The sequence below is a fragment of the Streptomyces sp. NBC_00669 genome (assembly GCF_036226785.1).
GTDB lineage: Bacteria > Actinomycetota > Actinomycetes > Streptomycetales > Streptomycetaceae > Actinacidiphila.
Genome location: NZ_CP109018.1, coordinates 4,107,968 through 4,128,516, shown reverse-complemented (window position 1 = coordinate 4,128,516; position 20,549 = coordinate 4,107,968). Strand labels below are relative to the sequence as shown.

Below are 20,549 nucleotides of genomic sequence, written 5' to 3'. Positions count from 1 at the left end.
AGGTCGGTAATCGCCCTCGGGTCGTCCGATTGGCTTATGCGCCCGGCATTTTGGCGATCATCGTACTGTCGCAATGTGGCCGTAGTGCGGCCGTATCGCGCCGGTTCAGCGGTCCGGTTCCGGGTCCTTGAGCCAGTTGACCAGCTCGGTCGAGAAGGCCACCGGGTCCTCCTCGTGCGGGAAGTGCCCGAGGCCGTCGAAGAGCCGCCAACGGTAGGGCGCCTCGACGTACTCCCCGCTGCCTGCCACGCTCCTGGTGCCGACCGCCCGGTCGAGCGAGCCGTGCATCTGCAGGGTGGGCACGCGCACCGGGCGCTTCATCCGGCGGTTGAACTGGAGGCCGTCCGGCCGTGCCATCGACCGCACCATCCAGCGGTAGGGCTCGACCGCGCAGTGCGCCGTGGACGGGATCTGCATGGCCTCGCGGTAGACGTCGATCGACTCCTCGTCCAGCGGCCGCGGTCCCGACCAGTCCCGGATCATCTGGCCGACCAGTGCCGCGTCGTCGGCGACGAGTTGCCGCTCGGGTACCCAGGGCCGCTGGAAGCCCCAGATGTAGCCGCCCGACCTGCTCTGCCGCAGGTCGGTGAGCATCGCGGCCCGCCAGCGTCGTGGGTGCGGCATCGAGCAGACGGCCAGCCGACGTACCAGCTTCGGCCGCATCGCGGCGGCGGTCCAGGCCAGGTATCCGCCCAGGTCGTGGCCGACCAGCGCGGCGTCGGGCTCGCCGAGCGAGCGGATCACCCCGGTCACGTCGAGTGCCAGGTTGCCGGGGTCGTAGCCGCGGGGCGTACGGTCGCTGCCGCCGACCCCGCGCAGGTCCATCGCGACCGCGCGGAAGCCCGCGTCGGCGAGCGCGGTGAGCTGGTGCCGCCAGGCCCACCAGAACTGCGGGAAGCCGTGCAGCAGGAGCACCAGCGGGCCGTCGCCGGCCTCGGCGATGTGGAAGCGGGCGCCGTTCGCGGCCACCTCGCGGTGGGTCCAGGGTCCGTCGAGGCGGGGTACCTGGCCGCCGCGGCCGAGCTCCGCGCCGCCCGGCCCGCTCCGGTCCGTCGCGTCCGGCACCGGGACGGGCCGGTTGGGCTGGCTGGGCGAGCCGGCGGGGAGGTTCATGGTGTCGAGCGTGTCACATCTTCGATTCGAGCGCGGGAGCCGCGACGGTGGCGCCCAGCGGCTCGGCGTCCTGCGGACCGAGCTCGCGCGGGCGCGGCTTGGCCTTCTGCAGCACCGCGGCGGTCTCCTTGGCCGAGGCGATGGAGCGCTCCGGCTTCTTCACCTTCTTGAACCGGCCGTACGCCAGTGCGGCGAGCAGCACGCCGAGGACCACGAAGGCACCGCACACGATGCCGAACGACGCGTCGAGCGGCAGTCCGGTGCGGTGGATGACGTACGCCAGTGCCATGCAGCCCATGGGTACCGCGAACAGGCAGAGCGCCAGCGCCACGATCAGCGCGCCGCTGCCGATCGTGGCGCGCTTCACGTCCTGCCGGATCTCGGTCTTGGCCAGCGCGATCTCGTCGTGCACCAGGGCGGACAGCTCCGTCGTGGCGGCGGAGAACAGCTCGCCGAGGCTGCGCTCGTCACCGTTCGAGGCTGGGCTCATCGAGTCCTCCGTGGTCGTCGCACCGCTTCGCTCGCGGGTGGTGTGGTCCGGACAAGGGAATGTCTGCCCCCGATCATGCCTTACGTGCCGTCAGGGCCGCCCGCCTGCCGCCGCCGGGCGAGCGCGGCGAGCCTGCGGTGCTCGGCGGCCTGGCGCTCCAGGATCTCGGCCATCCGCATGTGGTACGCGGGTTGGTCCTGCTCGTAGATGTCGGGGATGCCGTCCCCGTCGTCGTCCCGCTCCTCCTCCGTGGTCAGCTTCCGGTATCTGTCGTTGCGCAGTTTGAGCAGGACCGCGGCCAGCACGGCCGCGATCACCGAGCCGACCAGCACGGCGGCCTTGGCCTCGTCGGCGAGCTTCGGGTGGGCGGCGAAGGCGAGTTCGCCGATCAGCAGGGAGACGGTGAAGCCGATGCCGGACAGTGTCGCGAGCGCGAGGACGTCCGGCCAGCGCAGGTCCGGATTCAGCTCCGCGCGGGTGAAGCGGACCGCCAGCCAGGTGCCGCCGAACACGCCGATGGTCTTGCCGCAGACCAGGCCGAGGACGACGCCGAGGGTCTCGGGGCGGTGGAACACGTCGGCGAGCGCACCGCCGGAGATCGACACGCCCGCTGCGAACAGCGCGAACAGGGGTACGGCCAGGCCCGCCGACAGCGGCCGTACCAGGTGCTCGACGCGCTCGGCCGGCGGGTGCTGCTCGTCGCCCTGGCGGGTACAGCGCAGCATCAGGCCCATGGCGACGCCCGAAATCGTGGCGTGGACGCCGCTGTTGTACATCAAGGCCCAGGTGACGAGCGCGAGCGGGACATACACGTACCAGCCGTGCACGCCGGCGCGTTGCAGCAGCCAGAACAGCACCAGGCACGCTGCCGCGCCGGCCAGGGCCGCGTAGTTGAGGCCGGAAGTGAAGAAGATCGCGATGATCAGGATCGCGAAGAGGTCGTCGACGACGGCGAGGGTGAGCAGGAACGCGCGCAGTGCCGAGGGCAGTGCGGTGCCGAGCACGGCGAGGACGGCGAGCGCGAAGGCGATATCGGTGGCGGTGGGCACCGCCCAGCCCTTGAGCGAGCCGCCGCCCGCGGCGGCCACCACGGTGTACACGACCGCGGGCGCGGCCATGCCGCACAGGGCGGCGATGACGGGAAGCGCGGCCTTGGCCGGTTCGCGCAGTTCGCCCGCGACGAGTTCGCGTTTGAGTTCGATGCCGGCGACGAAGAAGAAGATGGCGAGCAGGCCGTCCGCCGACCAGTGCGCGACGGACAGGTGCAGGCCGAGCGCGGACGGGCCGAAGTGGAAGTGCGCGGTGGACTCGTAGCTGTGGTGGAGGGTGTTCGCCCAGATGAGGGCGATGACGGCGGCGAGCAGCAGCAGGATGCCGCCGACGGTCTCGGTGCGCAGGGCGTCGGCGACGAAGTTCCGTTCGGGCAGCGGGAGACGGCCGAAGAGGACTGAGGAGCGGCGGCGCGGCTGCTCGGTCACGGGGGGTGGCCTCCTGGGCGTCGTAGCCGGCTGTGGACACAGTTGTCCTGTGTGCCGACCAGACTTCCCGGCGCGCCCATAAGTCTCGTCGCCATGGTGCGGCGACGCGGGGTCAGCTTAACCCGGACGGGTGAAGGGGCGAGGGGGACCACGACGAGGGGCGCCCGCACTGATGGAGTGCGGGCGCCCCTTGGGCGGTGACGGGCTCTTACGTTGTGACGGTTCCTACGCTCTGACGGCTCTTACCCGGCCCGGTCAGTCCTCGCTGGGGGCGGAGGGCAACTTGGTCTGGATCAGGTCCATGACGGAGGAGTCGGTGAGGGTGGTGACGTCGCCCAGCGCGCGGTTCTCCGCGACGTCGCGCAGCAGGCGGCGCATGATCTTGCCGGAGCGGGTCTTGGGCAGCTCGGAGACGATCAGGACGCGCTTGGGCTTGGCGATCGGGCCGAGTGTCCTGCCGACGTGGTCGCGCAGCTCGCCGACGAGTTCGGCGCTGTCCTCGGCGGTGCCGCGCAGGATCACGAACGCGACGATGGCCTGCCCGGTGGTCGCGTCGGCGGCGCCGACCACGGCGGACTCGGCGACCTTGGGGTGCGAGACGAGCGCGGACTCGACCTCGGTGGTGGAGATGTTGTGGCCGGAGACCAGCATCACGTCGTCGACCCGGCCGAGCAGCCAGATGTCGCCGTCCTCGTCCTTCTTCGCGCCGTCGCCCGCGAAGTAGCGGCCGGGGAAGCGGGACCAGTAGGTGTCGATGTAGCGCTGGTCGTCGCCCCAGATGGTGCGGAGCATCGACGGCCAGGGCTCGGTGAGGACCAGGTAGCCGCCGGAGCCGTTGGGCACTTCGTTCGCCTCGTCGTCCACGACGGTGGCCGCGATGCCGGGCAGCGGGGTCTGCGCGGAGCCGGGCTTGGTCTCGGTGACGCCCGGCAGCGGGCTGATCATCATGGCGCCGGTCTCGGTCTGCCACCAGGTGTCCACGATCGGCGTCTTGCCGGCGCCGATGTGCTCGCGGTACCAGATCCACGCCTCGGGGTTGATCGGTTCGCCGACGCTGCCCAGAACGCGCAGGCTGCTCAGGTCGAAGTTCGCGGGGATGTCGTCGCCCCACTTCATGAACGTGCGGATCGCCGTCGGCGCGGTGTAGAGGATGCTGACGCCGTACTTCTGAACGATCTCCCAGAACCGGCCCTGGTGCGGGGTGTCGGGCGTGCCCTCGTAGATCACCTGGGTGGCGCCGTTGGCGAGCGGGCCGTACACGATGTACGAGTGGCCGGTGACCCAGCCGATGTCCGCGGTGCACCAGTAGACGTCGGTCTCCGGCTTGAGGTCGAAGACGGCGTGGTGGGTGTAGCTGGCCTGGGTGAGGTAGCCGCCGGAGGTGTGCAGGATGCCCTTCGGCTTACCGGTGGTGCCCGAGGTGTAGAGGATGAACAGCGGCTGCTCGGCCTCGAACGCCTCGGGGGTGTGCTCGGTGGACTGGCGACCGGTGATCTCGTGCCACCACACGTCGCGGCCCGACGTCCACTCCACGTCCTGGCCGGTGCGGCGGACCACCAGGACGTGCTCGACCTGCGGGGTGCGGGACACCGCGTCGTCGATGGCGGGCTTGAGCGCGGACGGCTTGCCCCGGCGGTAGCCGCCGTCGGCGGTGATGACCAGCTTCGCGTCGGCGTCGTCGATGCGGGAGGCGACGGCGTCGGCCGAGAAGCCGCCGAAGACCACCGAGTGCGCTGCGCCGATCCGGGCGCAGGCGAGCATCGCGACCACGGCCTCGGGGATCATTGGCAGGTAGACCGCGACGCGGTCGCCCTTGCGCACGCCGAGTTCCGTCAGGGCGTTGGCGGCGCGGGACACCTCGTCCTTCAGCTCCGCGTACGTGATCGCGCGGCTGTCGCCCGGCTCGCCCTCGAAGTGGATGGCGACGCGGTCGCCGTGGCCGGCCTCGACGTGGCGGTCCACGCAGTTGTAGGCGACGTTCAGCCGTCCGTCGGCGAACCACTTCGCGAACGGCGGGTTCGACCAGTCAAGTGTCTGGGTGGGCTCGGTCTCCCAGGTCAGACGGCGGGCCTGCTCGGCCCAGAAGCCCAGCCGGTCGGCCTTGGCCTGTTCGTACGCGGCCGCGGTGACATTGGCCGCAGCGGCCAGTTCTTTCGGGGGAGCAAACCGCCGCTCCTCCTTCAGCAGGTTGGCCAGGCTCTCGTTGCTGCTCACGCCAGCTCCTTGTCAGGGTGTCCCAGATGTCCCGCCACTACCTCATCAGTCCTGGAGCACCCTGACAAGAGCCTCCGGTGAACTGGTTTAGACCTTTGTGATGAGAGTGACTGCTGATGTGTCTGCGTCCTCGTCCTGCGGCCGAGGCGTGCCGGCCTCCGGCCGGATCTGTGCGAACACCCCGGTGGGGTGGTCGAGGATGTACGCCTGCGCCTCGGCGACGTGGAAGTACATGCCGTGCAGTTGGAGGGTGCCGTCGGCGATCCGGCGGGCCACGCACGGATGGGCCGTCAGGTGCTCCAGCTGGGTGATGACGTTGACCAGTGCGAGGCGCTCCTGGTCGTCGGCCGCCGGGCGGCCTTCGAAGGTGGGGACGGCGGCGTGGCCGGCTGTGGAGCCGTTGTCGTGGTCCACGGCGGCAACGGCGTTGAGTCGGGCCAGACTCGGTCGGCCGTGCCGCAGCCATCTGGCCAGCGGGGTCCGGGCGCCTGGTTCGTGGTCAGAGCCGAGGAGTGCCTGCATCGCGCCGCATCCGGAGTGCCCGCACACGGTGATGCTGGAGACCCGTAGGACGTCGACCGCGTACTCCACGGCGGCGGCCACCGAGTCGCAGGACGCGTCGGAACCGGGCGGCGGCACCATGTTGCCCACGTTGCGGACGGTGAACAGGTCGCCCGGGCCGCTTGAGGTGATCATGCTGGTGACCAGCCGGGAGTCGGCGCAGGTCAGGAAGAGCTGACCAGGGCGCTGGCCTTCGCGGGCGAGCCGGGCGAGTTCGTCGCGCACCAGCGGGGCGGTGTGGCGCTGGAAGTTGCTGACCCCGCCGAGCAGTTGGCCGCCGCTGGTGGCCGGGATGGCCGCGGGGCGGGTGCAGTGGTGGTTGTGCCAGGGCGTCCAGGGGCGGCAGACGTGCGCGCTGACCGGTTCGCTGACGGTCCGTCCGGAGCCGTCGCCCAGGACGACCCGGCCACCGCGTGAGCGGTGCCGCGCGCACCACGCGCTCAGCGCCTCGTAGGCGGCGTGGTCCATGAACGAGCCGTCCAGTTCCACCACGACGCTCGCCCGCTCCGGCACCTCGGCGAACGCCTTGGTCAGCCGGGGCACCGCCAGGAATGTCAGTTGGCCGCGGGCGCGGACCCGGTGGCACGCCGCCTCTTCGGTGACGGTGACCCGGGTGTGGGTGAGGCTGCGCAGTGCGAGGACGGCGGCGACCGCGATGCCCGCGGCCACTCCCTGGAGCACCCCGAAGACCACCACGGTGCCGAGGGTCACCGCGTATACCGGGAACTCGCGGTGCCTTTGGATGTGCCGGATGTGGGCGAAGCTGACCATGCGTACGCCGACCAGCATCACCAGTGCGGCGAGCGCCGCGAGCGGGATCTGCTCCAGGACGCCGGCCGCGAGCCCCGCGCACAGCAGCACCCAAACACCGTGCAGCACCGTGGCCCGGCGGGTGCGGGCCCCCGCCTCGACGTTGGCGGAGCCACGCATCGCGCCGCCCGCCACCGGCAGTCCGCCGAGCAGCCCGGACACGACATTGGCCGCACCCTGGCCGAGCAGTTCGCGGTCGAGGCGGGCCGGGGGAGCGTGCGGTCCCGGGCGCCGTGCCTGCAGGGCGTCCACCGCGACGGCCGACAGCAGCGCCTCCATGCTCGCCACCAGGGTGACGGTCAGGACGGCCGCGACGAGCGCGGAGACCGGGCCGCCGGGCATGACCGGCAGGCCAGGCGCGGTCAGGCGCGGCAGATCGACCCGCGGCACCGACCATGCGGCGCTCACCGCGGTGGCCAGGGCGACCGCCGCGAGTGGTGCGGGGACGGCGCGCAACGCCCGGGCCCGGCCGCGCAGCCGCGGCCAGCCGAGCAGCACGCCCACGGTGACCGCGCCGATGACCGGGGTGATGGGGTGGCTGTGCATCAATTGATCCGGCAGCGCCGCGATGTTGGCGAGCGCGGAGATCTGCGGGCTGCCGCCGAGCACGACATGCAGTTGCCCGACGGCGATGACCGTGCCGATGCCGGCGAGCATGCCGTGCACGATGGCCGGGCTGACCGCGAGCGCGGCTCTGGCCACCCGCAGCCCGCCGAGCAGCAGTTGCGCCAGCCCGGCCAGCACGGTGATCGCGCAGGTGGCCCGCCAGCCGTAGCGCTCGACGAGGCCCGCGGTGATGACGACCAGGCTGGTGGCGCCGCCGCTGACCTGCAGCGGCGCCCCGCCCAGCAGTCCGGCGACGATGCCGCCGACCGCCGCGGCGACCAGGCCGGACTGCAACGGGGCGCCGGTCGCCAGCGCGATGCCGAGCGGCAGGGGCACGGCGATCAGGAAGACGGTGATCGACGCGGACAGATCGGACCGATGGCATCTCATGGGCTCCCCACTCCTTCATTCCCTTGACACTCTCAAGCATCCGTAAATGGAGAGTAATGGAACGACTGCGGAGAGTGAAGTCCAGAATCCGAATCCGTGTGCTATTTCCGTCTTTCGAGTGAACTGGTGCTGGTGGTGGTCGCGCTTGATCGAGGTGACGGGCCGTCGCGCCGCGGGGGCGAGGTGGACCCGAGCGGACCCCGTGGGTCAGTGCGCGAGCGCGGCGGGCGCTTCGATCAGGTCCTCGCTGAGCGTGAAGTCCGGGTCGATCTGGGCAGCGAGGTCGGCGCCGGTCCTGGCGTTGCCCCAACTCTCCGCGTTCTTCCGGTGGAAGTGCGCCATCTGCTGGGTGTAGCGGTCCCAGTCGCGGGCCTGGTATGAGCGGTCGGCGCGCTCGTGCATGACGCGCAGGGCCTGGCGGTTCGGCTCTTCCAGCTGTTCGAATCGGGGCGGGCCGCCCTTCTCCATCGCCCGTACCCAGTCCGAGTGCCCGACGGTGACCAGCAGGTCGTCGCCGACCTCGGCCCGCAGGAAGGCGAGGTCGTCCTCGCCGTGCACCTTGTTGCCGATCACGACCAGGCCCACGCCGAAGTCGCGGGCGTACTCCTTGTACTGCCGGTAGACCGCGACGCCCTTGCGGGTCGGTTCCGCCACCAGGAAGGTCAGGTCGAACCGGGTGAACAGGCCCGAGGCGAAGGAGTCGCTGCCCGCGGTCATGTCGACCACCAGGTACTCGTCGCGGCCGTCCACCAGGTGGTTCAGGCACAGCTCGACCGCCCCGACCTTCGAGTGGTAGCAGGCCACGCCGAGGTCCGACTCGGTGAAGGGACCGGTGACCATCAGCCGTGCGCTGCCGGCGTCGGGGCCGAACGCGAGCGGGCGGGCGCACGCCGTGTAGACCGGGTTGTCCCCGCGCAACCGCAGCAGGCGGGAGCCGCGGCCGGGCGGGGTGGTCTTGATCATGCTGTCGGCCGAGGCGATGAGCGGGTTGGAGCCGCGCAGGTGCTCCTTGATCTCCGGCAGGTGCGCGCCGAGCGAGGGAAGCGCCGCCGCGTCGTCCTCGTCGAGCCCGAGCGCGGGGCCGAGGTGCTGGTTGATGTCCGCGTCGATCGCGACGACGGGGACGCGGGCGGCGGCGAGATGGCGAATGAACAGGGAGGACAGCGTCGTCTTGCCGCTGCCGCCCTTCCCAACGAAAGCGATCTTCATGTTCACTGAGCGTAGGGGTGTCTCCGGGGAAGAACTGACGGGGAGTGGGCAAGGCCACTCGATCGTGGTCTTTCCGGGCTGCGAGCGGTGCGTAGGGTCGGGGACATGGCTACGAACGCTGCTCCTTCTCCCGCTCCCGGGCAGGCGGACCCGCTGGTCGTACTCGCCGCGCTGCCGGGCGTGCCCGACGCGGTGGAGTCCGTGCGGCAGGCCGTGGATCGGGTCTACGGTCACCGGGTCATGCGCCGACGGGCCGGCGAGGTCGCGTCGGAGGCCGCCCTGCGCGGCGCCCGGGCTTCCGCGGCGCTCGCCGGCGCCGACTGGCCGCTGGAAGAGGTGCGCCGCCGCAGCGACTTCTCGGCCGACGACCAGTCACGAGCGGTCGGGGCCGCGCTGCGGGTGACCGCCGAGGCAGGACAACTCCTCAGCGTGTGGCGGCAGTCGCCGGTCCAGGCACTGGCCCGGCTGCACCTGGTCGCGGCCGGCGGGGCCGCCGAGGAGCCCACGGTCGGGCGGCCGCGGCTGAGCGGCGAGCCGGTGGTCGACGAGACGGCCGGGTTCGAGCAGATCCCGCTGCCTGAGCCGTCCGAGGTCGCGGCGCGGCTCGACGGACTGGTCGGACTGCTGCGGTCGGGCTCCGCGGCGCCCGCGCTGGTGGTGAGCGCGGTCGTGCACGGCGAGCTGCTCTGCCTGCGCCCCTTCGGCTCGTTCAACGGCTCGGTGGCCCGCGCCGCCGAACGGATCGTCCTGGTCGGCAGCGGGCTGGACCCCAAATCCATCTGCCCCGCCGAGGTCGGCCACGCGGAGCTGGGCCTGGCCGGATACCTCAAGGCCCTGGAGGGATACGCCTCCGGTACGCCGGAGGGGATGTCCGAGTGGATCGCCCACTGCGGGCGGGCGCTCGAACTCGGGGTACGCGAGAGCGTCGCGGTCTGCGAGGCGCTGCAGCGCGGCGCGGCCTGAACGAGAATGCGGCGACACCCGCGGGTGCCGCCGCTCGCCACGTCCGCCGAGTTACCAGTGCGTGCGAGAATGGTGCCGATCAGGGCGGGGACTTTGCCCGCTTCCTGGTGCGGCTGGCCCGGTTGGCGGGTCGGCTACGCGTGGGTGCCCGGTTTTCGTGCTCGGTCCGTGGGGCCAACTGCTGAACTGCGGTCTTCCTCTCGGAAGTCCGTGGTCTCGCGGGCCGCTAACTCTTTTGTACTCCCGACCGGCAGGTAGTGGAACCCCTGGCTACACTTTTTACTTTTGCCGCCAATCGGGACATTTCGCTTGACTTTCTGCCACCTCGGGTCGCTGTGGCCCCAGTGGCCTCATCGGTGCGGTCAGGACGCCGCCAGTGGACGGCGCCGGCGCGCCGCGAGCCACACCAGCCCGGCGGTGGCGGCGGCGGCGCCGATCGCGGCCGCGGCCAGAACCGGGCGAGGTGGCATCGAGAGCGACTGGATGCGCTGCTTCAGGCGCACCGGGCGGCTGAAGGTGAGGATCGGCCAGTCCCGTGCGGAAGCCTCCTTGCGCAGCGCCCGGTCGGGGTTGACCGCGTACGGGTGGCCGACCGATTCCAGCATGGGGATGTCCGTAGCCGAATCGCTGTAGGCGAAGGACCGTTGCAAGTCGTAGCCTTCGGACTCCGCCAGCCGGGTGATGGCTTCGGCTTTCGCCGGACCGTAGACGTAGTGCTCGATCTCCCCGTTGTAGGCGCCGTCGGCTACCACCATCCGGGTGGCCACGACGTGGTCGGCGCCCAGCATCTCCCCGATCGGCTCGACGACTTCGGACCCCGAGGCGCTGACGATCACCACATCGCGGCCTGCCGCGTGGTGCTCCTCGATCAGTGAGGCGGCCTCGTCGTAGATGATCGGGTCGATCAGGTCGTGCAGGGTCTCGGCGACGATCTCCCGGACCTGCTGCACATTCCAGCCGCGGCACAGATCGGAGAGGTATTTGCGCATACCTTCCATCTGGTCGTGATCTGCGCCGCCGACGAGGTACACGAACTGGGCATATGCGGTACGCAATACCGCTCGCCTGTTGATGAGCCCGCCGTGGTAGAAGGACCGTCCGAAGGCGAGCGTGCTGGACTTGGCGATCACGGTCTTGTCGAGATCGAAGAACGCCGCAGTGCGCGGGTGCAGGTGGTTTTCCACGAGACGAGCATAGGCAACCACCATTCGGCCTAAGGTCCGGCGCGTGGGTTTGCCTGAGAGTGCCTTCGGGTACACCATGGAAGTCACGGATCGTTCGCGACCGTGCTAACCCGGTCTGGCTCCTCCCCCCCCCGAGTCGGACCGTGGGGACGACCCCCGCTCTCCCCCCCGGCGGGGGTCGTCGCATGTCCGGATGCATTTGGGCGGTAGACCCCGGGGCTGTGGCACCAGTCAGCATGTTCATGTTGCTCCCACTCCTTCGCGCATGTGTGCGTTTCTATGTGTACGACACGTGACGTTCGGTAATCGTTCGCGGATCTCGTGGAACTCACCCGTCCGGGTGGCGAAGTTATCCACAATCGCCGAGTTATCCACAGATTCCGACCAAGATCATCTCAATTCCACTTCCTGTCCCAAGCTGATCGCAGGCGAAGCACGCCGTGCTCGCACGACTAGCGACAGGGGACAGGGAAATGGCCCGGACCAACGCATCCGATCGACCGAGCGGCGCTACCGAAGCGGCCCGCGGACCGCTCATTGTGACCGAGGACGAAAGCCTCCTCGACGATCTGCTCAGACTGTGCGCCGCGGCCGGCACGGAACCGGAAGTCGTCTTCACCGCGCCCCCGCGCGCGGTGAGTTGGGACAACGCACCACTTGTCCTGGTCGGAGTGGAAGCATCCGGAAGGGCCCGCGGCTGCGGGCGGCGCAAGGGCGTTCTGCTGGTCGGACGCGGCGGCACCGACTCGGCCGACTCCGAAGCGTGGCGCCGGGCCGTCGCGGTCGGGGCCGACCATGTCCTGTTCCTGCCGGCCGCCGAGACATGGCTGGTGGACCGCCTCGCAGATGTCGCCGAGGGCAGCGGCGGCCCGGCCCTGACCATCGGCGTGGTCGGCGGGCGCGGTGGCGCCGGTGCCAGCACCCTGGCCTGCGGCCTCGCGGTCACCGCCGCCCGCACCGGCCTGCGCGCCATGCTCGTCGACGGAGACCCGCTCGGCGGCGGCCTGGACATCCTGCTCGGCGCGGAGCGCACGGGAGGGCTGCGCTGGCCCGACCTCGCCGACTCCCGCGGCCGGGTCAACAGCGGAGTGCTGGAGGAATCGCTGCCCCGGCTCGGCTCGCTCAGCGTGCTGAGCTGGGACCGCGGACAGCCCGTGCTCATTCCGCCCCAGGCGATGCGGTCGGTGCTGGGCGCCGCCAGACGGCGGGGCGGGGTGGTCGTCGTCGACCTGCCGCGCAAGGTGGATGAAACCGTCGCCGAGACGCTCGGCCAAGTGGACGTGGGACTGCTGGTGGTTCCCGCCGAACTCCGCGCGGTGGCCGCGGGATGCAGGGTGGCCGCGGCCTTCGCCCAGGAAATCGACGACCTGCGGGTGGTCGCCCGCGGGCCGTTCGGTTCCGGCCTGGACGGCGCCGAGATCGCCCGGCTGGTCGGCCTGCCGCTCGCCGGGGAACTGGCGCCGGAACCCGCGCTGGCCGACCCGATGTCCGGCGGCGCACCACCGGGTTCCGCCACCCGCGGCCCCCTCGCACGCTTCAGTGGCGCCTTCCTCGGGCAGGCGCTCGCGGCGACCGGGTGCGTGGCGGCATGAGCGCCGCACTGCTGGACGCGGTCCGGCTGCACCTCGCCGAACACGGCGGCGAACCCACCCCGGCCCGTGTCGCGGCCGCGCTGCGCGCCCAAGGACGCCTGATCGGGGACTCCGAAGTGCTCGACGTGGTCGCCGCGTTGCGTTCCGAACTGGTCGGCGCGGGCCCGCTGGAGCCCTTGCTGGCCGACCCCGACGTCACCGACATCCTCGTCAACGCACCCGACCAGGTCTGGATCGACCGGGGCCGCGGTCTCGAACGCAGCCCGATCCGGTTCTCCGACACAGCCGCGGTTCGGCGCCTCGCGCAGCGGCTGGCCACGACCGCCGGCCGCCGCCTCGATGACGCGAGGCCCTGGGCCGACGCCCGACTGCCGGACGGCACAAGGCTGCACGCGGTGCTGCCGCCCGTCGTGGTCGGCTCGCCCTGCCTGTCCCTGCGTGTCGTGAGAGCCCGCGCCTTCACCCTCACCGAACTCGTCGCGGCCGGCACGCTCGACGAGGAGACCGCCGCGCTGCTGCGCGCGATGCTCGACGCGCGGCTGTCGTTCATGATCAGCGGCGGCACGGGCTCGGGGAAGACCACCCTGCTCAGCTGCCTGCTCGGCCTGGTCGACCCGGCGGCCCGGATCGTCCTCGCCGAGGACTCGGCCGAACTGCGCCCGGACCACCCGCATGTCGTCCGGTTGGAGACCCGGCCCGCCAACCAGGAGGGCGCCGGGCAGGTCACGCTGCGGGACCTGGTGCGGCAGGCACTGAGGATGCGGCCCGACCGGCTCGTGGTCGGCGAGGTCCGCGGCGCCGAGGTGCTCGACCTCCTGGGTGCCCTCAACACCGGCCACGAGGGCGGCTGCGGCACCGTTCACGCGAACGCCGCGGCGGATGTGCCCGCACGTTTGGAGGCGCTCGGTTCGACCGCCGGCCTGGATCGGGCCGCGCTGCACAGCCAGTTGGCCGCCGCGCTGTCGGCCGTCGTCCACCTGGTGCGGGACGGTGAGGGCCGCCGCAGGGTGGCCGAGATCCATGTCCTGAGCCGACGCCCGGACGGCCTGGTCGGCACCGTTCCCGCGCTGGTCCGGCACACCGGAGGTGGTGCCGAACGCGGCCCGGGCTGGCGGCGCCTGACGGATCTGTGCTCGGTGGGTGCGTCATGAGCGCGGCGACCTCTCCGGCGGTGACCCCCGCCGTCGCGCTGTGGGCCGCGCTGCTGGTGGCCTGCCTGCCCGCCTGGACGGCCCTGCAGCGGCACGGACGCAAGCGCCGGGCGTGCGGCCTTCTGAAGGGCCCACAAGCCCGTCCTGCGCCCGCTCCAGGCGTTGTTGGGCGAGAGCGGGTGTGGTGGAGCCGCGTGGTCGCCGGCAGCCGGGTGCGGATCGGCGGCCGAGGTCCGGGCAGGCGTCGGCGGTCGGGCCGGGTGTTCCTTGGCGGGTGGCGTGACAGGCGTCCGGGCGGGCGTGGAGATCCGGGCAGCGATGCCGGGCGCCGAGCGGCGGGGACCGTCGGGGCGCGGCAGAGCGGTAGCGGCCCCGAGTGGCTGTGTCTGCCCGCCGGCGCGGTGCTCGCGGCGATCACCTGGTCGGTGGTGCCGATGGTCGCGGGAATGGTCGCGATGCCGTTGGTGCGGGGCGCTTTGCGAGGCCGCGCCGAGCGGGCGGCGGCCGAACGGACCGCGGCTGCCGTGAGCGCGCTGTGCGGCACCCTGGCGGGTGATCTGCGGGCAGGACGGCCACCGCACGCAGCGCTCGCGGACGCGGTGCAGTCGGCTGGATGGCCCGGCTCGCCCGAACTGGGCCGGATCTCGGGCCTGCTGCTGTCCGCCGCCCGGTTCGGCGGGGACGTGCCACGAGCGCTGCGCACGGCGGCGCGCGTCGGGCCGGGCGCACAGGGGCTCGCTGCGGTGGCCGCGTGCTGGCAGGTCGCGGTGGACGGCGGTGCGGGGCTGGCCGCGGCGCTGGACCGGGTCGCCGCCGCGCTGCGCGCCGAGGCGGACCAACGCGAGGACCTGCGTGCCCAGTTGGCGGGCCCGCGCTCCACGGCGGTGCTGTTGGCGCTGCTCCCCGTCTTCGGGCTGGTGCTGGGCACGGCGATGGGCGCAGACCCGGCGGGGGTGCTGCTGCACACACCCGCCGGGCTGGCCTGCCTGGTCGCGGGCGCGTTCCTGGAGTGGGCCGGTCTGGCCTGGACGGCGCACATCATCCGGGCGGCCGAGGGCGGCCCGCCCCGTGGCGCGGAGAGTGATCCGCGCGGCCCTGAGCCGGGCGGGGCGGGAACGCGGTCCGCCCGGGCGGCGCGGGGGTCGGCTGCGGAAGGGGGCCGGCCATGAGCGGCGGGTCTGTCCACAGCCTGGGGACGGCGGCGGCCGTCGTGGCGGCAGTGTGCGCCGGGGCGGCGGGAGCGATGGCGACGAGGGAGCGCAGGCATGGCGGTGTGCGCAGGCTGCGCCGCGTGCTGCAGGGAGCGCGGCCGGCGAGGGCGCGCCGGGCGTGGCGGGCAAGGGCGCGCCGTGCCGGGCGGACCTGGCTGCCGGTGGTCGCACCGGCGCTGGGGGCGGTGGTGCTTGTGGGCGGCGTCGCGGGCGTTCTGGCCGGGATCGTGATCGGGGCCGGAACGAGGGTGGCGCTTGCCCGGCGTCGGCCTCCCGCCGTCGAGCGGGCGGCCGGCGCGGAACCTGATCCGGCCGAACTGCCGCTGTGCGCCGACCTGATGGCGGCCTGCCTGGCGGCGGGCGCCACGCCCGGGGAGGCGGCGGGGGCGGTGGGGCGGTGCCTGGACGGGCCGTTGGGGGCCGCGCTGCTGCGGGCGGAGGCGGAGTTGCGGCTCGGCGGGGAGCCGTCGGAGTGCTGGGGCAGGTTCGGGCGGCTGCCCGCGGCGAGGGCGATGGGCCGTTGCCTGGCGAGGGCGTCGACGACGGGCAGCGCACCGGTGGCCGAAATGGCGCGGCTGGCCGCGGACTACCGCGCCGAGCAGGGGCGTTCGGCGCTCGCCCGGGCCCGCAAGGCGGCGGTGCTGGCGACCGCGCCGCTGGGCGTGTGCTTCCTCCCGGCCTTCCTGCTGGTGGGTGTCGCCCCGGTGGTGATGGGGCTGGCCGGGGCGGTGCTCGGCGGCCCGATGAGCGGATGAGGAGGTGGCGATCGACGGCCTGCCGTGCCCCGCCCGGCCGGCCGCGCCGATGGGAACAGCAGGGAAACGCGGGAGCCCGGCACGGCCCGAGGCCGCGAGCCGCCGCACACGCGAGCACGTGACGCGGCCGGACCGGCGAGTCGACGGACGACAGCGGCACTGGTGACGCGGGCAGCGGCATCGGATGCGGGGGCGGCAGAAAACACAGGAAACCAGGAGGAGAACGGAAATGGCGATGCGGAAGAAGGCGGAGCGGGTGGCGTGCTGGTGGGCCGGACGGGTCCGGCGGTGCCGGTCCGCGGCCGACGCGGGGATGAGCACCGCGGAGTACGCGGTGGGCACGATCGCGGCCTGCGGGTTCGCGGCGGTGCTCTACAAGATCGTGACGAGCGGGCCGGTGCGGACGGCGATGACCTCGGTGATCGAGAAGGCACTCCATGCGCCGTTCTGAGCCGTTGAGGAGGGCCGTTCGGCCCGAGCGGGCCGGACCGGTGCGCCGCCGCGGGGACCGGGGCTACGTCACGGCGGAGGCGGCCGTGGTGATCCCGACGCTGGTGGCGCTGGCCGGGCTGCTGGTGTGGGGGCTGATGGCGGCGGCCGCACAGATCCGCTGCGTGGATGCCGCCAGGGCCGGGGCGCGCGCTGCTGCGCGGGGGGAAGGCGGGGGGGATGTGGTGCGGGTGAGCCGCGCGGCAGCGCCGAAGGGAGCGGAGGTGAGGGTGCGCCGGGGCGGGGGGTTGGTGCGGGTGCGGGTGACGGTGGGTCGGCCGCGGTTCCCGGTCACGTTGACGGCGGAGGCGGCCGCGTTGGACGAGGAGACGGTGGGGGGTGGTGGGCCGTGAGACGGGACCGGGGGTCGGCAACGGTGTGGTCGCTGGGGCTGATGGCGGTGTTGATGGCGATCTTCGCGGGTGTGGCGCTGATGGGGCGGGCGGTGGTCGCCAGGCATCGGGCGGGCGGGGCCGCGGACCTGGCCGCTCTGGCCGCGGCGGACCATGCGCTCGACGGTGAGGCGGTGGCGTGCGGGCTGGCCGAGCGGGTGGCGGCCGCCCAGGGAGCGGTGCTGCGCGGGTGTGCAGTGGCGGGGGAGGTGTCCGAGGTCGTCGCCGAGGTCGGGGGAGCGCGGGTGAGGTCGCGGGCGGGGCCGGCGTCGGGGTCGGTGCGGGCCCCGGAGGACGGCCCGGCTCGACCGGCGGGCTGGGCTGCGGGCTGGGCTGCGGGCTACGGCTGCGGTCGCGGGTCCTGGCCGGAAGCGAGCAGGCAGTCCAGGAGACGGACGGCGGCGGCTTTGTCGAGCGGGTCGTTGCCGTTGCCGCACTTGGGCGACTGCACGCAGGAGGGGCAGCCGTGGTCGCACTCGCAGGAGGAGATGGCCTCGCGTGTGGCGGCGAGCCAGCCGCGGGCGGTGCGGAAGGCGCGTTCGGCGAAGCCCGCACCGCCCGGGTGGCCGTCGTAGACGAAGACGGTGGGCAGGCCCGTGTCGGCGTGCAGCGGTATGGACACGCCGCCGATGTCCCAGCGGTCGCAGGTGGCGAAGAGCGGGAGGAGGCCGATGGAGGCGTGCTCGGCGGCGTGCAGAGCGCCGGGCAGTTCCTCGGGATGGATGCCGGCGGCGTCGAGTTGGGCATCGGTGACGGTCCACCAGACGGCGCGGGTGCGCAGGGTACGAGGAGGGAGGTCGAGTTTGGACTCGCCGAGGATCTCGCCGGTCAGCAGCCGGCGGCGCAGGTAGGAGACCACCTGGTGGGTGACCTCGACGGAGCCGAAGTGGATGCGGGCATCGCCCCAGGGCTCCTCGACGTCGGTCGACAGCACGCGGACGTCGGTGGTGTCGCGGGCCATGGTGGAGAAGGGCGGGTCGGCGCGCTCGACCAGGGCGACGGAGTCGTCGAGGTCCAGGTGCCGCACGAGGTAGGTGCGGCCCTGGTGGAGGTGGACGGCGCCCTCGTGGACGGTGGTGTGGGCCGACGACGCGTCCACGGTGCCCAGCAAACGCCCGGTGCCCGCCTCGACGACCTGGATCGGGGCGCCGCCCTCCCCGCGGATGTCGGTGAGGTCCGCGGCCCGCTCCCGCCGGGTCCAGTACCAGCCGTTGGCCCGGCGGCGCAGCAGCCCGCGCTTCTCCAACTGCGGTACCAGATCGGCGGCTTCGGGTCCGAACAGCGCCAGGTCGTCGTCGGTCAGCGGCAGTTCGGCGGCGGCCGCACACAGGTGGGGCGCGAGGACGTACGGGTTGTCCGGGTCGAGGACGGTGGATTCGACGGGCCGTTCGAAGATCGCCTCGGGGTGGTGGACGAGATACGTGTCCAGCGGGTCGTCGCGGCCGACCATGACCGCGAGCGCGCCCTGGGCGGTGCGCCCGGCCCGCCCGGCCTGCTGCCACAGCGAGGCGCGGGTGCCCGGGTAGCCGGCCAGCAGGACGGCGTCGAGGCCGGAGACGTCCACGCCGAGTTCGAGGGCGGAGGTGGATGCCAGGCCGAGCAGCCGTCCGGAGTGCAGGTCGCGCTCCAGGGCGCGGCGCTCCTCGGGCAGGTAGCCGCCGCGGTAGGCGGCGACGCGCTGCGGGAGGGAGGCGTCGATCTCGGCGAGCCGCTCCTGGGCGATGAGGGCGACGAGTTCCGCGCTGCGCCGGGAGCGGACGAAGGCGACGGTCCGTACGCCTTGGAGGACGAGGTCGGTCAGGAGTTCGGCGCACTCGGCGGTGGCGGTGCGGCGGACCGGGGCGCCGTGCTCGCCCGACAGTTCGGTCAGCGGCGGCTCCCACAGCGCGAAGGCGAGTTCGCCGCGCGGCGAGGTGTCCTCGGTGACCTCGACGACGGGCACGCCGGTCAGGCGGGTGGCGGCCTGGGCCGGGTCGGCCGCGGTGGCGGAGGCGAGCAGGAAGACCGGCTCGGCGCCGTAGCGGGCGCAGATCCGCCGCAGGCGGCGCAGCACCTGGGCGACATGGGAGCCGAAGACGCCCCGGTAGGTGTGGCACTCGTCGATGACGACGTAGCGCAGTCCGCGCAGGAAGGAGGACCAGCGGGCGTGCCCGGGCAGGATGCCGCGGTGCAGCATGTCGGGGTTGGTCAGCACGTAGGTGCCGTGCCGGCGGACCCATTCGCGTTCCTCGAACGGGGTGTCGCCGTCGTAGACGGCGGGGCGGACCGCGGTGCCCAGTGGGGCCGCGAGCGCACTGACCGCGCGGCGCTGGTCGGCGGCGAGCGCCTTGGTGGGCGCGAGGTAGAGCGCGGTGGGCCCGCGCGCCCCCGCCGCGCCCGCCCCGGCCCGCCGCGCCGCGGCCGTACCGCCACGTCCGGCCCTCACGGCCTGTCCGGCCCTCACGGCCTGTCCGGGCCGTCCGCCGTCCGCCCCGGGCACCTGCGCGCCGGGGGCCCCGGCCGGCCCGTCCGGAGCCCCTGGCGCCCCCGTGTCGTCGGCCCCCCGCTGCTCCGGCAGCAGCGCGCTGAGCACCGGCGCCAGATACGCCAGCGACTTGCCGGAGGCGGTGCCGGTCGCCACGACCACCGACTCGCCGCGCAGCGCGTGCCCGGCGGCGAGTGCCTGGTGCTCCCACGGACGGTCGATCCCGGCCGCGCGGATCGCGTCGACGACCTCCGGACGGATGCCCTCCGGCCAAGATGCATGACGGCCGACCCGCGGGGGCAGGTGCTCCGTATGGGTGATGCGTACGGCGCGGTCAGCCCCCGCGGAGAGCCGCTCCAAAGCGGTCCGTGGGGACGGGCGGCCGTGCGCCGACTGCGGAAGTTGATCCTGGGCCATCGGCACTCAGTGTGTCACCGGCATGACGGACAATCGCAGTAAGGCGTCGTGCGGGCCCACCGCGAAGTGATTGAATGCCATCGCGGCCCAACTCCTTCCCCCACCTGTCGGTGGAGGAGTCGCCACTACCGTTAACGTTTCGGTGGAGGCCCCAGGGGGGCGCCGCGTCGATGCAAGGTGCTGGAGGATCAGTGGACCTGTCCCTGTCGACCCGAACCGTCGGCGATCGCACGATCGTCGAGGTCGGCGGCGAGATTGATGTGTACACCGCGCCCAAGCTGCGTGAGCAGCTCGTGGAGCTCGTGAACGACGGGAGTTACCACCTCGTCGTGGACATGGAGGGAGTCGACTTCCTCGACTCGACCGGCCTGGGTGTGCTCGTCGGTGGGCTCAAGCGGGTACGTGCGCACGAAGGATCGTTGCGTCTGGTGTGCAACCAGGAGCGGATTCTGAAGATTTTCCGAATCACCGGTCTGACCAAGGTGTTCCCCATTCACACCTCGGTCGACGAGGCTGTCGCGGCGACCGACTGACGTTCGTCCGAGAGGGGCACCGGGCGGATCGCCGTCCGGGCCCCTGTGATGCCCAACCACAGGACCGGAGGGGGAGCCCCATGCCCACCGTAGAACTGCTCTTCAGCGCCCAGCCCGAGCATGTGCGTACCGCACGGCTCGTGGCTGCTCAGGTGGCGCGCCGAGCGGGGGTGGACGAGGCGTCCCTGGACGAGGTCCGGCTGGCGGTCGGCGAGGCGTGCAGCCGCGCCGTCGGCCTGCACCGCAACAACGGCGTCGAAGAGCCGGTGCGGGTGCTGCTCAACGAGGACGAGAAGAAGTTCTCCATCGAGGTCGTCGACGAGGTTCCCGGCAACGCGACCGGTGGCGGCCACACCGACGGCCCGCCCACCGACGACGCCGCCGAGGACGAGGGCGAGATGGGCCTGGCCGTCATCAGCGGCCTGGTCGACGACGTCGAGGTGATCGACGGCGAGCGCGGCGGAGTGATCCGGATGACCTGGCCGACGGTCTCCGTCTAGCGCTGTCCCCCATATGGATCAGCGGCC

The 20,549-nt window shown here is 72.7% G+C and carries 17 protein-coding genes and 1 pseudogene; 10 read left to right on the top strand and 8 right to left on the bottom strand.

Annotation, left to right across the window (positions count from 1 at the left end):
* Positions 1–105: 105 nt before the first annotated feature.
* From OG896_RS17020 to OG896_RS16995, 6 genes are all read right to left on the bottom strand, one after another.
* The gene (locus tag OG896_RS17020) at positions 106–1,113 is read right to left on the bottom strand and encodes an alpha/beta fold hydrolase (RefSeq protein ID WP_329366364.1); all 1,008 of its coding nucleotides are present in this window, start codon (positions 1,111–1,113) and stop codon (positions 106–108) included.
* A 13-nt stretch (positions 1,114–1,126) separates the two neighbouring features.
* Entirely contained in the window at positions 1,127–1,603 is a 477-nt protein-coding gene (locus tag OG896_RS17015) for a phage holin family protein (RefSeq protein ID WP_329366362.1), read from the bottom strand.
* An 80-nt stretch (positions 1,604–1,683) separates the two neighbouring features.
* A complete protein-coding gene (nhaA, locus tag OG896_RS17010; protein ID WP_329366360.1) occupies positions 1,684–3,081 on the bottom strand; it encodes a Na+/H+ antiporter NhaA in 1,398 nt (465 codons plus the stop codon).
* Positions 3,082–3,336: 255 nt separating this feature from the next.
* On the bottom strand, positions 3,337–5,295 hold the full coding sequence (gene acs, locus OG896_RS17005; RefSeq protein ID WP_329366358.1) for an acetate--CoA ligase: 1,959 nt from the start codon (positions 5,293–5,295) through the stop codon (positions 3,337–3,339).
* Positions 5,296–5,382: 87 nt separating this feature from the next.
* Complete coding sequence (locus tag OG896_RS17000) at positions 5,383–7,662, bottom strand: SulP family inorganic anion transporter (RefSeq protein WP_329366357.1); 2,280 nt, start codon at positions 7,660–7,662, stop codon at positions 5,383–5,385.
* A gap of 207 nt (positions 7,663–7,869) precedes the next feature.
* A complete protein-coding gene (locus OG896_RS16995; RefSeq protein ID WP_329366355.1) occupies positions 7,870–8,871 on the bottom strand; it encodes an ATP-binding protein in 1,002 nt (333 codons plus the stop codon).
* A 105-nt stretch (positions 8,872–8,976) separates the two neighbouring features.
* On the opposite strand from OG896_RS16995, the gene OG896_RS16990 reads away from it, so the two are divergent.
* Complete coding sequence (locus OG896_RS16990) at positions 8,977–9,834, top strand: oxidoreductase (protein ID WP_329366353.1); 858 nt, start codon at positions 8,977–8,979, stop codon at positions 9,832–9,834.
* Between the two features lie 362 nt (positions 9,835–10,196).
* On the opposite strand, the gene OG896_RS16985 is transcribed toward OG896_RS16990, so the two are convergent.
* Positions 10,197–11,042: an HAD family hydrolase gene (locus tag OG896_RS16985; protein WP_329366351.1), complete on the bottom strand. Its 846-nt coding sequence runs from the start codon at positions 11,040–11,042 to the stop codon at positions 10,197–10,199.
* A gap of 449 nt (positions 11,043–11,491) precedes the next feature.
* On the opposite strand from OG896_RS16985, the gene ssd reads away from it, so the two are divergent.
* The 7 genes and pseudogenes from ssd to OG896_RS16950 all read left to right on the top strand — a co-directional run.
* Positions 11,492–12,610 (top strand): septum site-determining protein Ssd, encoded by a 1,119-nt coding sequence (ssd, locus tag OG896_RS16980; RefSeq protein ID WP_329366349.1) that lies wholly within the window; start codon positions 11,492–11,494, stop codon positions 12,608–12,610.
* Positions 12,607–13,761, top strand: coding sequence for a TadA family conjugal transfer-associated ATPase (locus OG896_RS16975; RefSeq protein ID WP_329366347.1), 1,155 nt, complete (start codon positions 12,607–12,609; stop codon positions 13,759–13,761). Before ssd ends, OG896_RS16975 begins: the two co-directional genes overlap by 4 nt.
* Positions 13,762–13,955: 194 nt before the next feature.
* The gene (locus tag OG896_RS16970; protein ID WP_443057254.1) at positions 13,956–14,930 is read left to right on the top strand and encodes a type II secretion system F family protein; all 975 of its coding nucleotides are present in this window, start codon (positions 13,956–13,958) and stop codon (positions 14,928–14,930) included.
* Positions 14,927–15,727: a type II secretion system F family protein gene (locus OG896_RS16965; protein WP_329366345.1), complete on the top strand. Its 801-nt coding sequence runs from the start codon at positions 14,927–14,929 to the stop codon at positions 15,725–15,727. The genes OG896_RS16970 and OG896_RS16965 overlap by 4 nt, the downstream gene beginning before the upstream one ends.
* 229 nt (positions 15,728–15,956) lie before the next feature.
* Positions 15,957–16,178 (top strand): DUF4244 domain-containing protein, encoded by a 222-nt coding sequence (locus tag OG896_RS16960; protein ID WP_443057064.1) that lies wholly within the window; start codon positions 15,957–15,959, stop codon positions 16,176–16,178.
* Positions 16,165–16,569: a TadE family type IV pilus minor pilin gene (locus OG896_RS16955; protein WP_329366343.1), complete on the top strand. Its 405-nt coding sequence runs from the start codon at positions 16,165–16,167 to the stop codon at positions 16,567–16,569. Before OG896_RS16960 ends, OG896_RS16955 begins: the two co-directional genes overlap by 14 nt.
* Positions 16,566–16,886 (top strand): annotated as a pseudogene (locus OG896_RS16950) (Rv3654c family TadE-like protein); the annotation flags it as partial. The gene OG896_RS16955 and the pseudogene OG896_RS16950, both read left to right, overlap by 4 nt.
* A gap of 62 nt (positions 16,887–16,948) precedes the next feature.
* Here the strand turns inward: OG896_RS16950 and OG896_RS16945 are convergent.
* Positions 16,949–19,489 (bottom strand): DEAD/DEAH box helicase, encoded by a 2,541-nt coding sequence (locus OG896_RS16945; protein ID WP_329366341.1) that lies wholly within the window; start codon positions 19,487–19,489, stop codon positions 16,949–16,951.
* A 191-nt stretch (positions 19,490–19,680) separates the two neighbouring features.
* Between OG896_RS16945 and bldG the strand changes: the two genes are divergently transcribed.
* Both bldG and OG896_RS16935 read left to right on the top strand, forming a co-directional pair.
* Entirely contained in the window at positions 19,681–20,022 is a 342-nt protein-coding gene (gene bldG / locus OG896_RS16940) for an anti-sigma factor antagonist BldG (protein ID WP_031520166.1), read from the top strand.
* A gap of 80 nt (positions 20,023–20,102) precedes the next feature.
* Complete coding sequence (locus OG896_RS16935; protein ID WP_328467399.1) at positions 20,103–20,522, top strand: ATP-binding protein; 420 nt, start codon at positions 20,103–20,105, stop codon at positions 20,520–20,522.
* The last annotated feature ends 27 nt before the right edge of the window (positions 20,523–20,549 follow it).

Coding starts and splice junctions, on each gene's coding strand:
- OG896_RS17020 (WP_329366364.1), bottom strand. CDS start 1,113: ATGAACCTCCCCGCCGGCTCGCCCAGCCAGCCCAACCGGCCCGTCCCG.
- OG896_RS17000 (WP_329366357.1), bottom strand. CDS start 7,662: ATGAGATGCCATCGGTCCGATCTGTCCGCGTCGATCACCGTCTTCCTG.
- OG896_RS16975 (WP_329366347.1), top strand. CDS start 12,607: ATGAGCGCCGCACTGCTGGACGCGGTCCGGCTGCACCTCGCCGAACAC.
- OG896_RS16945 (WP_329366341.1), bottom strand. CDS start 19,489: ATGGCCCAGGATCAACTTCCGCAGTCGGCGCACGGCCGCCCGTCCCCA.
- OG896_RS16995 (WP_329366355.1), bottom strand. CDS start 8,871: ATGAAGATCGCTTTCGTTGGGAAGGGCGGCAGCGGCAAGACGACGCTG.
- OG896_RS16990 (WP_329366353.1), top strand. CDS start 8,977: ATGGCTACGAACGCTGCTCCTTCTCCCGCTCCCGGGCAGGCGGACCCG.
- OG896_RS16965 (WP_329366345.1), top strand. CDS start 14,927: ATGAGCGGCGGGTCTGTCCACAGCCTGGGGACGGCGGCGGCCGTCGTG.
- OG896_RS16955 (WP_329366343.1), top strand. CDS start 16,165: ATGCGCCGTTCTGAGCCGTTGAGGAGGGCCGTTCGGCCCGAGCGGGCC.
- ssd (WP_329366349.1), top strand. CDS start 11,492: ATGGCCCGGACCAACGCATCCGATCGACCGAGCGGCGCTACCGAAGCG.
- OG896_RS16960 (WP_443057064.1), top strand. CDS start 15,957: ATGGCGATGCGGAAGAAGGCGGAGCGGGTGGCGTGCTGGTGGGCCGGA.
- OG896_RS17015 (WP_329366362.1), bottom strand. CDS start 1,603: ATGAGCCCAGCCTCGAACGGTGACGAGCGCAGCCTCGGCGAGCTGTTC.
- OG896_RS16935 (WP_328467399.1), top strand. CDS start 20,103: ATGCCCACCGTAGAACTGCTCTTCAGCGCCCAGCCCGAGCATGTGCGT.
- OG896_RS16985 (WP_329366351.1), bottom strand. CDS start 11,042: ATGGTGGTTGCCTATGCTCGTCTCGTGGAAAACCACCTGCACCCGCGC.